At 36.9% G+C, this 14,046-nt stretch carries 14 protein-coding genes and 1 pseudogene; 13 read left to right on the plus strand and 2 right to left on the minus strand.

The annotated features are described in order from the left end of the window. Positions 1-5 precede the first annotated feature (5 nt). The 12 genes and pseudogenes from amaP (at position 6) to FC90_RS04535 (ending at position 7,712) form a co-directional block, all read left to right on the plus strand. Positions 6-533, plus strand: a complete 528-nt coding sequence (amaP, locus tag FC90_RS04480) for an alkaline shock response membrane anchor protein AmaP (RefSeq protein WP_057908102.1) — start codon at positions 6-8, stop codon at positions 531-533. A 23-nt stretch (positions 534-556) separates the two neighbouring features. Further along, positions 557-751, plus strand: coding sequence for a hypothetical protein (locus FC90_RS04485; protein WP_057908103.1), 195 nt, complete (start codon positions 557-559; stop codon positions 749-751). 16 nt (positions 752-767) lie between these two features. Further along, entirely contained in the window at positions 768-1,193 is a 426-nt protein-coding gene (locus FC90_RS04490; protein ID WP_057908104.1) for an Asp23/Gls24 family envelope stress response protein, read from the plus strand. Between the two features lie 26 nt (positions 1,194-1,219). Continuing rightward, the gene (locus tag FC90_RS04495; protein WP_057908105.1) at positions 1,220-1,645 is read left to right on the plus strand and encodes an Asp23/Gls24 family envelope stress response protein; all 426 of its coding nucleotides are present in this window, start codon (positions 1,220-1,222) and stop codon (positions 1,643-1,645) included. Between the two features lie 163 nt (positions 1,646-1,808). Then, positions 1,809-2,279 (plus strand): flavodoxin, encoded by a 471-nt coding sequence (locus tag FC90_RS04500; protein ID WP_057908106.1) that lies wholly within the window; start codon positions 1,809-1,811, stop codon positions 2,277-2,279. Between the two features lie 17 nt (positions 2,280-2,296). Beyond that, a pseudogene (locus FC90_RS04505) lies at positions 2,297-3,627 on the plus strand (MFS transporter). 61 nt (positions 3,628-3,688) lie between these two features. Continuing rightward, positions 3,689-4,342, plus strand: coding sequence for an NAD(P)H-binding protein (locus tag FC90_RS04510; RefSeq protein ID WP_057908116.1), 654 nt, complete (start codon positions 3,689-3,691; stop codon positions 4,340-4,342). A gap of 14 nt (positions 4,343-4,356) precedes the next feature. After that, a complete protein-coding gene (locus FC90_RS04515; protein WP_057908107.1) occupies positions 4,357-4,746 on the plus strand; it encodes a MerR family transcriptional regulator in 390 nt (129 codons plus the stop codon). Between the two features lie 113 nt (positions 4,747-4,859). Further along, positions 4,860-5,273 (plus strand): cupin domain-containing protein, encoded by a 414-nt coding sequence (locus FC90_RS04520; protein WP_192937886.1) that lies wholly within the window; start codon positions 4,860-4,862, stop codon positions 5,271-5,273. Between the two features lie 2 nt (positions 5,274-5,275). Then, the gene (locus tag FC90_RS04525; protein ID WP_057908109.1) at positions 5,276-5,593 is read left to right on the plus strand and encodes a carboxymuconolactone decarboxylase family protein; all 318 of its coding nucleotides are present in this window, start codon (positions 5,276-5,278) and stop codon (positions 5,591-5,593) included. Beyond that, the gene (locus FC90_RS04530; RefSeq protein WP_057908110.1) at positions 5,593-6,321 is read left to right on the plus strand and encodes a dihydrofolate reductase family protein; all 729 of its coding nucleotides are present in this window, start codon (positions 5,593-5,595) and stop codon (positions 6,319-6,321) included. Before FC90_RS04525 ends, FC90_RS04530 begins: the two co-directional genes overlap by 1 nt. A 350-nt stretch (positions 6,322-6,671) precedes the next feature. After that, positions 6,672-7,712 carry a linear amide C-N hydrolase gene (locus FC90_RS04535; protein WP_057908111.1) on the plus strand — a complete coding sequence of 347 codons (1,041 nt, stop codon included), beginning with the start codon at positions 6,672-6,674 and terminating at the stop codon, positions 7,710-7,712. Positions 7,713-7,961: 249 nt separating this feature from the next. On the opposite strand, the gene FC90_RS04540 is transcribed toward FC90_RS04535, so the two are convergent. Continuing rightward, on the minus strand, positions 7,962-9,053 hold the full coding sequence (locus FC90_RS04540; RefSeq protein ID WP_057908112.1) for a low temperature requirement protein A: 1,092 nt from the start codon (positions 9,051-9,053) through the stop codon (positions 7,962-7,964). Between the two features lie 293 nt (positions 9,054-9,346). Beyond that, positions 9,347-11,092 carry a pyruvate oxidase gene (gene spxB / locus FC90_RS04545; protein WP_057908113.1) on the minus strand — a complete coding sequence of 582 codons (1,746 nt, stop codon included), beginning with the start codon at positions 11,090-11,092 and terminating at the stop codon, positions 9,347-9,349. Positions 11,093-11,698: 606 nt separating this feature from the next. Here spxB and FC90_RS04550 point away from each other — a divergent pair. After that, a partial coding sequence (locus FC90_RS04550) for a hypothetical protein (RefSeq protein WP_201781108.1) occupies positions 11,699-14,046 on the plus strand: 2,348 nt, incomplete at its 3' end.

Here is a 14,046-nt window from a genome sequence, read left to right on the forward strand (position 1 = left end):
ACACCATGAATAAATTAACTAAAGTGGTGATTAGTTGCGCCAGTTTATTAGGCTTATGTCAGGTGGCATGGTTTATTGCGCTGATCTATCCGCTTCAACAATCTGATCAGCCTTTTATGCATATTAGTTGGCTGCCTGGACAGTGGGTTGGTAATTTAGGCCTTGGGTTAGGCCTGATTAGTGGCTTGATTTGTTTATACTTACTGTTATTGGCACTATTTAGTGCACCCGAGAAACGGCAAATGATCATCAAGACAAATAAGGGACAATTAGCACTTTCGCGAAAAGCTGTCGAAAAGACAATTGCCCACTCAATTATTGAAAAGCATCGCTTAAAGGATGTCGTGGTTCAGGCTAGATTTACTGGTCGGCAACCCAAGGTAACAGCCAATATTCAAGCACTAACTATCGATCACAACGAAATTGATCAACAAGCGCAAGCGGTTAAGGAAACCGCGCAACAAGCACTTCAAACAGTCTTTGAGATGCCAATCAAAGCGGTGAATGTGAAACTTTCACCATCAATTAATTAGTCAAGTGATGTGAGGTGAGATAAATGAAACGTGCTTATTGGGGCTTTGTTGCTGGGGCAATCCTGGCAGCCGTTTGGATTGGGATGGGTTTTATGAGCCTAATCTTAATCATCATTGCCGGATTATTGGGCTATATTGCAGCAAGTTTAACGGGTTCTAAAGAAGATCTAGAAGGATTTAGATCACAAGTTAACCGTGTATTACGGCAAGATAAATAGTAAGGGGTGATCCAAAATGGTAGCGCAAGCACATTTAGATGAAGTTCTGCTCAACAGTAAGCTAACCTTTGAAGATGCAGTTATTGCTAAAATAGCTGGTAAAACCGCCCAAAATATCGATGGGTTACTATCAATGAATGGTAATTTCTTCAGTGATATTGCTGATCGTTTTAGAACTGACAGCGATCCGACTAAAGGAATCAGCGTAGAAGTGGGTGAAAAACAAGTTGCCATCGATATGACAGTGATTTTAGAATACGGGCGGAATGCCCGCGAAATTTTTGAACGATTAACGACAGCGGTGACTGAAGCGGTAGAATCAATGACTGGTCTGAGCGTAATTGAAGTTAATAGTCATGTCAGTGATATCATGACTAAAAAGGAATGGCAACAACAGGCTAGTAATCCACAGAAAAATGATTCTGAAAAACGGGTTCAATAAAATATTAACAAAGGATGGTCAAGATCATGGATAAAGCAAACAAACCAGTGGCCCAACATACTGATTCAATTGAACAAGAATTGAATTTTTCTGATAGTGTAATTGAGAAAATTGCTGGTCAAACGGTGCATGACATTGATGGTGTTTTAGAATTGTCAGGAGGCATGATGCATCAGTTGACTGACCGTTTCAGAGATCAAACGGATTTAACTAAAGGCGTCGATGCCGATATTGATAACCAAGATGTAACTATTGAGCTGGATGCAATCTTGGAATATGGTCAGTCAGCACCCACTATTTTTGCACAGGCAACGGAACGGATTGCAAAGGCGGTCCATCAAATGACGGGCTTGAATGTCACCAAGATCAAAATGAATGTCGCTGACTTATTAACGAAGAAAGAGTGGGCAGCTAAACAAGATGCACCCAAAAAAGACCAATCAAAGGCTTGATCTTCGATTTTAATAGCAGCTAAACAAAAAGTAAGGGCTTGATTCCAAATTTTATTTGGAATCAAGCCCTTACTTTTTAATTTTCCTTATAAAAAACTTGCTTTGGAGTGTACTCCAAGGTCTATAGTTCAATTTACAAAGCAAGTTTCAGGAGGAAATAGCGATGACTAAAAGGATCATTATGTATTTTTCGATGAGTGGGGCGACGCGGCAGGCTGCGCAAGAATTACAAAATTTAACAGCTGGCGAATTATTTGAAATCAAGCCTAAAATACCATATCCAACGCATTATGAAGATTATACCGCAGTTGGGAAACAACAACTTGATCATCAGATTGAGCCTGAATTAAAGGTGGTATTACCCTCTTTAGAGGGGTATGATTTAATCTTTCTGGGTTTTCCGACATGGTGGCAACAACCCCCAATGATTATCCATACTGTATTGAATGATGATGAATTAAAAGGAAAAATAATTGTGCCATTCACAACAAGTATGAGTAGTGGGATTGAAGATTCAGTGACCGTCATGCGGCATTTAACTAAAGGATCCGATTTAAAAATTGAAGATGGGTTTCGTTATGACCCTGACAAGCGTCGATTTGTAGGCAAAACAAAACGATTGAATTTAATTTAGAAGAGAAGGTTGAAACTTTGAAAAAAGAAACGAAATTTGGCGTTGTATTATTTGTTATTTTATTTTCCTATTTTTTGATATTAATGGATAATTCAATTATCTTTACCAGTACAGTGAAAATAGCAAGCGATTTAAAAATGAATCCAGTCACATTATCTTGGGTCTCGAATGCCTACACGATTACCTTTGGGAGTTGCTTACTATTAGCCGGCCGATTAGGTGATTTAATTGGTCGCAAAATGATATTTGTGATTGGTCTATTTATTTTTGGCTTTGCTAGCATGATGATTGGTGTGGCTGATTCACCAATGATGATGATCAGTTTTCGAGCCGTACAAGGGATTGGTTCAGCAATTATTGCGCCAACGTCACTAGCCTTATTGATGGATTATTATGACGGACAGATGCGTACTAGAGCAATTGCTTATTACGGCGCTACGGCTGGGATCGGGTCAAGTGTAGGCTTACTTTTAGGGGGTTGGCTAACCAGTACGATATCTTGGCGAGCAGGCTTTTTAGTGAACGTTCCTTTTGCATTCTTCTTATTAATACTCACCTTATGGAAAGTTAAAAATACAGGTACGACTAAACAAAAAATTGATTATATGGGAGCAGTATTATCAGTTATTATGGCAGCGCTGTTTGTTTATGGAATTACTAGCAATAATTTACTTTTAATTCTGATTTCACTTTTAATAGCTGCATATTTTGTATATTACGAAAGGAAATTAGCGTATGCATTAATTCCTATGACCTTATTTAATAATAAAATTCGAACAGGATCTTATATTGTTAGGTTTTTATTTATGATGGCGATGCTAACATATTGGTTCATCTTGCCGCAAATTATGCAGACAATGTATCACTTCACACCATTGCAATCAGGGATGGGATTTTTACCATTGACGATTATTAATTTTATTGCCGCTCTATACCTCCCTAGAATAACTAATAAATTTGGCAATAATAAAGTGATGTTACTCGGACAAGGAATTTTATTATTAGGTATGGTTATTTCTTTGTTTATTGATCCTAAGTCAGGTTACTTATTAACTATGGGCTTGCCAATGATTTTAACTGGATTGGGTCAAGGATGGTTATTAGCGCCTTTGACGGCCGCCGGAATTACTGATGTGAGTGCCAAAGAAGCTGGTGCTGCATCTGGGATGACGAATGTTGTCCATCAATAGGGGGACCGGTTGGTCTATCGATAGTAGTAATATTTAGCGCAAATATTGCAAATATGACGCAATATTATCAAATCGTAATGGCCTTTATTTGTGGCTTTTTGATTGTGGGATTTTTAATTTTACTTTTGATGAATAAATCAGTAAAAAATAGTAAATAAAATTTGACTTGGAGTGTACTCCAGGGTATTTAATGGAGTTAATAAAGGAAGAAGGATAATGATGACCAAAAAAGTATTAATTATAGCTGCTAATGGACAAATTTCTCGTTTAGTTGAGGATCGGTTGTTAACTGAAAAAGAATTTGAAGATGTTGAATTAACTCTTTTTTTAAGAGACAAGAGTCGTTTAAGTAATCTTGCTAATAATCCACGCGTTACGCTTATCGAAGGTGATTTGGATAGTGCTAGTGATATTAAACGAGCTGTAAGCAATCAAGATATAGTTTTTGTTGGAGTAGTCGATCATACGCGTGATAATCATCAAACTCAAAATATTGTTACTGCAATGAAAGAAAATAATGTTAATCGAATAATTTATACCAACGTTTTAGGGATTTACGGAGAGGTCCCAGGTGAATTTGGCGCATGGAATGAAGCACAAATTGGGAGTGGTTTATCATCAGCATTGCGTTCTGACGAAATTTTGGAAGAATCGGGATTGGATTACACAACGCTACGTTTACCCTGGTTAAATGATCGTGAAGTTAAGTATGAAATGACACACAAAAATGAAGCCTACGTCGGCGTTTCAGGATCTAGAAAGAGTATCGCAGATGTTGTCGTTAAAATTATTACCAAGCCAGAATTTTTGAATCACGACAGTGTCGGAATTGCGGATCCAGATACAAAAAATCAAAATCGACCAGTTTATTAAAATCGGAGATAGCTATGAAAGTAAGTGAAGCAAGTCAGTTAACGGGTGTTTCAACAGATACGATTCGTTATTATGAAAAAGAGGGACTAATCCCAATTATTGACCGAAATGACTCTGGTAATCGGGAAATCGACGAGAGAATTATTCGGCGGATTACGTTTGCAAAGCACATGCGATCAGCAGGAATGTCTATTAAAGCCTTGAAACAGTATGTAGATTTAGTGGATGACACAGAAGATAATACTGCTAAACAAAAAGCAATTTTACGTGAGCAAGTAGCTGATATGGAAGAGCGACGTGATGATATTCAGTTTGCGATCAATCATCTGAATTATAAGTTAGAACATTATGATGATCATATGAAAGAAGCTGAAAATGAGTTACGCGAATTAGAAAATAAATAAGTTCTATTTTTTATAATAATAATGTTGACTTAGAGTGTGCTCTAAGTAATATAGTATGAATTATTCAAAGAGTTAATCATTTGAAGTTTTATTATAAAAATTTAAGGAGTTAAATTATGAAAAACGAAGCAATTAAAAATGGCGTAATTTTTCCAATTGGAGAAAAAAATGATGCCTATGCACAATATTTTGTCGGTCAAAGTTACTTACAAGGACTAGTCAATGATCCAGCGGTTAATGTTGGCGTTGGCAACGTCACTTTTGAACCAGGCTGTCGCAATAATTGGCACATTCATCATGATGGCTATCAAATCCTGTTAGTTACAGGTGGCAATGGTTGGTATCAAGAAGAAGGGCAACCAGCTCAATTTTTAAAAGCTGGGGATGTTGTTGTGACCCATGATGGTGTTAAACATTGGCATGGGGCTACAAAGGATAGCTGGTTTACACACGTTGCCATCACAGCTGGCACACCAGAATGGTTAGCACCAGTATCTGATGAAATTTATAATAATTTGGAGGCCTAGTTATGGTAAAAAAACAAACAGCCGGTAGAGATAATTTAGGTGAGTTTGCCCCTAAATTTGCTGAATTAAATGATGATGTATTATTTGGACAAGTATGGTCAAGAGAAGAGCAATTGTCAGCTCATGATCGCAGTATGATTACAATTTCAGCATTAATTTCTGGGGGCAATCTTGAACAATTACCGGCCCATTTAAAAATTGGTCAAGAAAATGGCATTACCAAAGATGAAATCAGTGAAATGATTACTCATTTAGCATTCTATGTCGGTTGGCCTAAAGCCTGGTCCGCCTTTAATTTGGCGAAAGCAGTTTTTAAATAATGGACCGCAGTCAAGTGATTGTGCACATGTATACATCCATTGATGGAAAGATTGATGGTCCCCACAGTAGTTTAGTGTCAGGCAATTATTATTCTGATGAATTATTTGAGCTTAGTAATGCAGATGCCAATGGCCGAGAAACGATTCAAATGTATGCTGCTCAAGGGAATTTAGACTTAAGTCAATTCGCTGGAAAAGATATCGAATATGAAGATTGGATACCTAATATCCAATCTGATACGTGGGCAATTTCATTTGATCGAAAAGGTAAATGTGCTTGGGAAAGAAACTATTTTGAATATAATGGACACAAAATGCATGCAGTAGAAATAGTTACTCAACAAGCTAGTAAAGAATATTTAGCATTTTTGCGTTCAATGAATATTCCATATATTGTAAGTGGAAAAACTGAATATGATTTGCTTGATGTTTTGATTAAATTAAAAAAATATTTTAAGATTGAACAGTTGGCAGTTTGTGGGGGCGCTGTAATTAATGGAGCGTTTTTACGCGCACATTTAGTGGATGAAATTTCATTGGTTGTTGCACCACATGTGAATGGAAATTCACAAAAAAAATCAATATTTGATACATTTGGAGAATATATGGACGACACTTTCAAATTCAATACGATAAAAGAATTAGCAGATGGCGGAATCCATATTACTTATAAAAAAGAATCGGCTAATTCATACGAAAAAGGCAACTATTTTGGCACTGAGCTATGATATGAAACATAATAAAAAAACATCTCACTTTTAAGATTTAGGATTATTAATCTTAAAAGTGAGATGTTTTTTTATTATGGGGTAAACTACAAATTTAATCCGTATAAATTTGTAGTTTTTCAATAGCGGGTTGTAGCTGCCTTTTTAGCATTTACGTTGACATAGAAGCGACAATAATAAATTTTCCAAGCAGTAATATAAGCAAAAGTTTGGTATCACGATGACTCAGTCGCCAATTTGTTTTGGTCGTTTATTATTCTCAATATATGGATTAAAATTTTGCTTTTTATAGTATAATGATAGACGATAGGAAGTTAGAATATTTTGAGTAATTGATGGAGGACAAGCAAGTGAAGAAAATATTAAGAGTAGTCGGGATTATTATTGTGGCTTTAGTCTGTATTTTTCTGTTTACATTTCGAAACGAATTAAAGACCTTGACCCAGATTGAAAAGGTTAATAATTATCCATTCTATAAAATGGATTATGCTGGCGATTATGGGTTAGATGAATTACTAGAAAATGGTGTTTCAAGTGATGCCGAGCTCGCTCAATTTGCAACTAAAAAGCTATTAAAAGGGATCCCTATCAAAATTAAGGTGCCCAATTTAGGTTGTACAACCTTTAATGTCGAAACCAAGGCAGGTGACCATTTATTTGCTAGAAATTTTGATTTAACTAAAGATCCAATCATGGTTGTTAAAACCCACCCTAAGAATGGTTACAAAAGTATCTCAATGGTTAACCCTGGGATTATTGGTGTAAAAGATGGCAATATCGCTAAATTATCTAAAAAAGTCATGTTGTTAGTTGCTCCATACATTCCGCTAGATGGGATGAACGAAAAGGGAGTGAGCATCGCCGTCTTAAGACTTCCAGATAAACCAACCAATCAACAAACTAATAAAACGGATATTACAACGACGATTGCGATTAGGATGGTTTTAGACCGTGCAAGTAGTGTTAATGAGGCCATTAAGTTATTAGAAAAATATGATATGCATAGTTCGGCCAACACGGCCTATCACTTCCAAATTGCAGATAAACAGGGGCATAGTGCAGTTGTTGAATATGTTGATAATCATTTAAAAATCTTATCTTCTAAGAAACAACCACAAGTTGCGACTAATTTTTATCTTTCGCCTGGAGCACAGTATATGGAAGGCAATGGACAGGATCGATATGCAAAGGTTAAAAACCGGTTAAAGCAAAAGGACAATACGCTTTCTACAGCACAAGCGATGTCACTCTTACAAGAAGTTCACATGGAAAAAAATGCCAAGAATCAAATGGAAACACAATGGAGTTCAGTTTATAATCTAGATCAAAAAACAATGACACTTGTAATTGGTCACAATCTGAAAAATAAATACACGTATCAGCTTAAATAAAACCAAGTGAAAAAGCCCGCCTATATCATTAGGCGAGCTTTTTTGCGGCGATGGGACGTTTTGCTATCCTAGCTAAAAATTAAAATTTGCGCCGGGTAAACTTAAAAATGGCATTCAGATAATCACCGCTTTAGGAAATCTTTTCTTCCTTCATCACTTATTCGATTTACTTCTGAAAAATGAAGCCACTGCATATTTTCTGTCGGAATCCCGACGTCATGTATAGAAAGCTTTCTATCTCACTTTTTATTAAAGTCTCTTTTTCAGCATAAAGCTAGTTAAGCAAGTCACATTGATAATTGTGACCGAAGTAATGGAAATAACAAATACTGGAAAAATTTGCCAACATAAAGATGTGAGATAACCAAGTAGAGTTGTAAGAATAAAGGTTACTACGACACCTTTATTGGCAATTATTTGATTGTACTGATTAGCAATTGAAAGACCAATGTAGAATAAGACAACACCGCCATAAAGACAAGTAATCGCAAAAAATGGTTGAGCCGTTTCTTCACTGATAAATTTGAGCGCCACAGTGAAAAAACTGATCCCAAATAGAATAAAATAATGAAGATAAATAATCAGATTTCCCGTTTGTTTATTCTGGCTTTCGTCAATCATGTGGTCAAATTCAACAATATAAGTGAAAAATAGACTAACAACACTGATGAAGATGAGGAGGGAGTAGATTGTAAAATTGTCCTGCGTGAAATAATCGGCAATCCCCACAATTGTCTCGCCGAACATCAAAATAATTAGCGCAGTCAGTCGTTCTAGGAGATGAGCGAAGATGATTGGGTGACGCCGGGTGTACTTACCAGTAAAAGCCGGAAGAATCCAACCAATAATAATCCCAGTTAATGCGATGATAGTTCCTGTGAAATTACCCAGAATACCACCAATTAAAAGAGTAATTGTCCGTAATCCGAGAATGATTGCAAATGATTTTGAAATTTGGCGATCAATCTTTTTTGTTGATTGAAAATACACAATAATATATTGAAGACAGAGTGTTAGTGAAAGTAGTCCAGCCGCAATAAAAAATGTTACCAAACGATGATCAAAAGCATTCGACATATAAAGGATAATTGCCATATCAATAAAAGAAAATGTGGTATTGGTCCACGATGATTCACCATAGCGATTAGTAAAGACCATTTGAACCATCCATGAATTAATAAAGACAACCATCACTAAAACAAAAATTGCGAGATTTATGGGACTAATAATCCCGTGATGGAGATGGTGGATAAGGGTGATTGCGCGCGAAATCATATAAACAAATACAAGATCATAAAATAATTCAATTAGTGAAACGCGCTTAGTTAAAATAGTGTTCATAGTAAGGATTCCTCTTAGGTCTTTATTTAAATTAATACGATTAGAAAAATAATCTAGCTATTTTCTTTATTATAAAGCAATGGATATTGAATTTGAGTATTTTTTTATTAATACCATCAAATTCAATAATCAATAATTATTGAACGACCTAAATAAATTGCTTGCTATAGGAGTAAAAAATCACAACAGCATGGTAATTAAAAAAGCGCTAGCGGCTTATAATCAAGGCCGTTAGCGCTTTTAAGCGTACATTAATTTTGAATTAGGTTAGTTGGACCGTGTGGGCGGGATTGCTACTTTAAGTTGTCTAATAAACTACTTAATGCAGGCTGGTCGCCTAACTCATAAGTCTTGCGGAAGTTTTCGATTGTTTCTTGGTCAAATTGATGCGGATCTAGTGGCATAAACCCAGTATCAACGGGATCAACATTTCTAATCTTGGCATCCAAGACAATTGGTTTTGTATTCCCATTAGCTTCTAGGGATTCGATTGTTTCAAAGGCGGTTTTTAATGATGGAAGATCAGTAGCTGTTAAGCCAATTGCGCCCATGTCTTGCGCAATGTGTGCCCAGTCAGCGCCTACTAAATCAATTCCATAAGGCGCCTGATTGGCTACCAGCTTTTCATGTTGAATGAAACCGAGTGATTTGTTTTCTAGAACGACGTTGATTACAGGTAGTTGGTACTTAACTTCGGTGAGTAAATCTTGCATTACCATTGAATAACCACCATCACCAGAGATGCTATAAACTTGGCGATCGGGATAACTTAATTTACCCGCTAACCCGGCTGGTAAACCATAGCCCATCGTTGCAAACCAACCAGAAAGAGTCAGTTTTTGTTGTTTATCCATAGGGATTTGACGAACAGCCCATTCAGTATTGTTCCCAACGTCTAGGCCAAATACAGTATCGTCTTTAGAGTGGGCTTTAATGGCTTCGATTACACTTTCGGCTCTTAAACCTTGACGATCATCTTGTGCTAAGCCGTGCAACCAATTGTTCCAGTTTTCTTTATCTAATTGAGCCGCTTTTAACCATAAACTGGTAGGCATTTCAATTTGACGCGCTAATATTGCTTCTAAGAAATCTTTAGTATTTGCAAGAATCGTTAAATCGGCATCATGTTGTTTGCCTAAATCTTCAGCTTTATTATTAACTTGTAAAACTTTAACTCCTTCTGGCCAGAAGCGAGCAAACGGGAAGTTAGCTCCAATGAATAGAATTAAATCGGCACCTTGAGCAACTTCGAATGCGGGTTTGGTTCCTAAGCGACCCATAGAGCCCATAAAGTTCGGGTGATTAGTTGGCATAATACCAGTTCCGGGGACTGTCGAAACGACTGGTAGTTGATATTTTTCAGATAATTCCATAACTAAGTCTCTTTGCCCAGCGGCCCCTTTACCAATCCAGAGGACGGGATGTTTAGCAGCTTTTAATAATTCGACAGATTCATCAATTGCGGCATCACTAATCTTAATGGCTACTTGATTGCGATAAATTTTAGCCGTTTTAAAAGGTTTGTAATCAATTTCTGTTCCGGATAAATTATCTGGAATGATAACGACAGCGGGGCCCTTATGGGTATAGGCTGCGCGAATGGCTTCATCAATTACATAAGGAATTTGTTCGGCACTGACAACTTGTTTATGGAAAACCGCAACATCGATAAACATGGGGTCTTGGTTCATTTCTTGGAAAAAGTTTGTATTCATTACATCAGTGCTTGATTGACCGACAATGGCAAGGACCGGTGCATGGTCCATTTTTGCATCATAGAGGCCATTGAATAGGTGGGTGGCCCCAGGACCAGCTGATCCAAAGCTAACTCCAATTTTGCCAGTTAACTTAGCGTCTGCTGAAGCTGCTAGCGCACCGACTTCTTCATGCCGGACTTGAATATACTTAATTGCGTCACGTTCTTGATATAGTCCGTCGACCGTGTTGTTAATTGAATCAGCGGTAATTCCATAAATATGATCAATATCCCAACTTGCTAAAACTTTTGCTAATGCTCTTCCTGCTCTCATCTTTGTCATAACATATCTCCTATACTTTTACTTACTTTTAATAAGTTAGTCCTTTATTTAACTTCTGTCAAGAATCTTTATTTTTAGAAGTATCAGCGAAAACTATTTTTGAAGAGCATTAGCGAGTGAATTCTGATATCCATCAAATTAATTACTTTGTGAAATTTTGGTGTAAATTTCAAAAAAAATAGCGTCATAAAATTTTATTAATCTCATAAATAACGATTATCTTCAAAATATTGACAATCATTGATCGGCATATTTTCATTCAAAAATTGCATGTTTTCATAAAATTAGAACGGTTGCTACTTAATGATTAAATCGTTTAGTGAACGACAGAAAACAAGCGTATTTATTCTTAAAAAAGGCCTATAAGATAATTTTTTAATCCTTAGACGCATTTTTCATTTATTAGCTAGTGACTGTGACTTATTTTCATAACTTAGATTAGTTGCAAAAGTATGGGGGAGATTCTAATAATTAGTATTATTAATTTGTCATATATAAATAAAAATAATTGCAGTTTTTAGAATTAGTGATATGATGTAGTAGGTTAATAAGTTTGCATATTAATCAAGGGCGTTATTAATGTTATTTTTTTGGGAGGAAACTACATTGAATAAACGATTTGTTGGGATCATTAGTGCATTGTTACTAACGAGTCAATTGGTCGTCGGGATTACACCGGCGTTGGCCATTGATAGTAGTGACGATAAACAGATCCAAAGTTTTCCAACGGGGAATTTTCAAGGGGATTTTACAATTGATCCTCAAAATAAAAATGTTGATGCTGGTCAAGATGTTAACTTCAACATTAATCTTAAAGCAACTGGTGCGGTAACGAAATTAACGAACGTTACTTTGAAAATTACATTACCGCTTAGTGCATATGTGACTTTCACACAACCGTTAGAAAGTCTAAAAATTAACGGAATAGCACCGACGTTTGACCAAACAACCAACACATTGGTTTATCAGTTTAGTCAATTGCCAACTGGCTCGGTTGCTAAAGTAAAATTACGGTTAGGTACCGTTAATGGGGCCTTTACAAATAATCAACAGTTACAAGTTAAGGGACAATTAGCCGCCGACAGCGATAAGGGGAAAGTTACAACGATAACCGATGGAGCAGTTAATATACTAGCGACTAAAAACCTTTCATTAATCAATAAATTTAAATCAATTTATAAATCAGCAAGTGATGATACGCATGATAACCCAGCTATTGGTGATGAAATATTGTGGAATGTCGGCATCGGTGCCCCTAAAAAGATTGAAGGTTCCGTTTTCTTGAAACCAGGCACGCCAATTAAAGCGACCTACGATATTGATCCAACTTTAAGTTACACGAGTATGGCCGATAAAAGTGCGCCACAACCAACAATTTCGAATGATGGTAAGACCCTTACTTGGAGTTTTACAGCACCTTCTATTAGTGAACAAGAAAAGAATCAGGATTTCTTTAATCAAGATTTAAGTTTAATCCTTAAAGTAAAAGATGATCCAAAGAACGTTTTTAAACAGGCTAAGAATACGTTACGCGATGTATCAGCTACTTTTAATGATGGTGAGCTTTTCAGTCCAGCTGCAGTTGATGGTCAAATCACGATTTCACAATCTGATCCGACGACCTTACCGCCGAATGTTGGATCCGGGGGATTCACTTCACCTCATTTTGGACCGGTCGACGCTTATGGTGCCCTTGGTGATACGAGTCAATTTCCAGACATCTCGGTTAATGATGATGCAACATTAGGGTTTGGTGTACAGCCAGGATCATTATGGGCAACCTCAGGGGATTCCGACTTTATTGCCTATACAATTCATTACAAAGTTGATCCACATCTAAATATTAAACGGTTTTATACGGGGAATTTTGCCTTCCATCCTAGCAATAAGTTAGGTGGTTCAAATATTCCCTTAAAGAATCAGCCGCATTATTCATTTAATGTGCGCTATGCTGAGGATGACGACGATACACCAACAACTGATCCCGATAGTGACGGGAAAGTTACTAATCCGGATACAAATGAAACTGTTAAGTACGAAGCAGCTCATCGGGATAACTGGCATACGCTAATGGCTGATGTCCCACTTGGAAAGTGGTTAACGGCTAAAGATTTGAATATTCCTGCTGGCAAACATGTCAAGGAAGTTATGTTGCATTTCCATCCGGCTAAAGGGACAGAAATGAAACGTAGTTGGGATGGTAAGACTTATACTGCTACTGGTGATGAAAACGGATTACCTAAGTATTATGAAGCAGATGTTTCCGGGGGTACCGGAGCTAACTATGCCGACGATAATGACCTTTCCTACTTGGATAACTGGGCACCAGCCGGGATGTCTAATACAGACCGATTGAAATTTCAAATGACTCCAGACAAAGGTTATGTCGGGCACGTCCAAAATAGTATGTATATTAATTTTAGAGGTAGTACTGCAGCTGGTTATGCTACTTGGCAGGGCAGTGAATATGACTGGAATCATAAATATAGTGCATGGTCAAAAGTATCTGGACCACAAGGCGCTAATATTGTTAAACCAGTCGAAGGAATCAATCGAGTTGTCAAAACCGGGGTTCAATTTGATCAATTAACAACTCGTAGTGATGGTTCAAAAGTTGTCGAAGTTGGTCCTAATACTGTGACAACGAATGTTGAGAATACTGAAACTTCCAAAAATGATATCACTGGTACCACAACGAGTTATGTCTTGTTACCTAAAGGCGTTCAATATAGTACTGATCAATTAGAAAATGAGACAACCAGCTCGCTGGTAACCGCTAATTATAAAGGAACTGGCCAGAGTCTTGTGAAGGTCACGTATGATGCGAACTATGTGAAACCCGGAAACAGAGTGACGAGTACTTTTAAGGTTGAGGTGACAGATAGTATGTCAACCGCACCAGAATTAAAAGTTTATAGCTTTTTAGACACTGATAATTTTTCAGTTCCTGAGAT

This window comes from Latilactobacillus graminis DSM 20719, assembly GCF_001436415.1.
GTDB classification, from domain to species: domain Bacteria; phylum Bacillota; class Bacilli; order Lactobacillales; family Lactobacillaceae; genus Latilactobacillus; species Latilactobacillus graminis.

Excerpts from the sequence above, each read along its gene's own strand:
- FC90_RS04485 (WP_057908103.1), top strand. The coding sequence starts at position 557 with ATGAAACGTGCTTATTGGGGCTTTGTTGCTGGGGCAATCCTGGCAGCC.
- FC90_RS04495 (WP_057908105.1), top strand. The coding sequence starts at position 1,220 with ATGGATAAAGCAAACAAACCAGTGGCCCAACATACTGATTCAATTGAA.
- FC90_RS04530 (WP_057908110.1), top strand. The coding sequence starts at position 5,593 with ATGGACCGCAGTCAAGTGATTGTGCACATGTATACATCCATTGATGGA.
- FC90_RS04490 (WP_057908104.1), top strand. The coding sequence starts at position 768 with ATGGTAGCGCAAGCACATTTAGATGAAGTTCTGCTCAACAGTAAGCTA.
- FC90_RS04515 (WP_057908107.1), top strand. The coding sequence starts at position 4,357 with ATGAAAGTAAGTGAAGCAAGTCAGTTAACGGGTGTTTCAACAGATACG.
- spxB (WP_057908113.1), bottom strand. The coding sequence starts at position 11,092 with ATGACAAAGATGAGAGCAGGAAGAGCATTAGCAAAAGTTTTAGCAAGT.
- amaP (WP_057908102.1), top strand. The coding sequence starts at position 6 with ATGAATAAATTAACTAAAGTGGTGATTAGTTGCGCCAGTTTATTAGGC.
- FC90_RS04510 (WP_057908116.1), top strand. The coding sequence starts at position 3,689 with ATGACCAAAAAAGTATTAATTATAGCTGCTAATGGACAAATTTCTCGT.
- FC90_RS04540 (WP_057908112.1), bottom strand. The coding sequence starts at position 9,053 with ATGAACACTATTTTAACTAAGCGCGTTTCACTAATTGAATTATTTTAT.
- FC90_RS04500 (WP_057908106.1), top strand. The coding sequence starts at position 1,809 with ATGACTAAAAGGATCATTATGTATTTTTCGATGAGTGGGGCGACGCGG.
- FC90_RS04525 (WP_057908109.1), top strand. The coding sequence starts at position 5,276 with ATGGTAAAAAAACAAACAGCCGGTAGAGATAATTTAGGTGAGTTTGCC.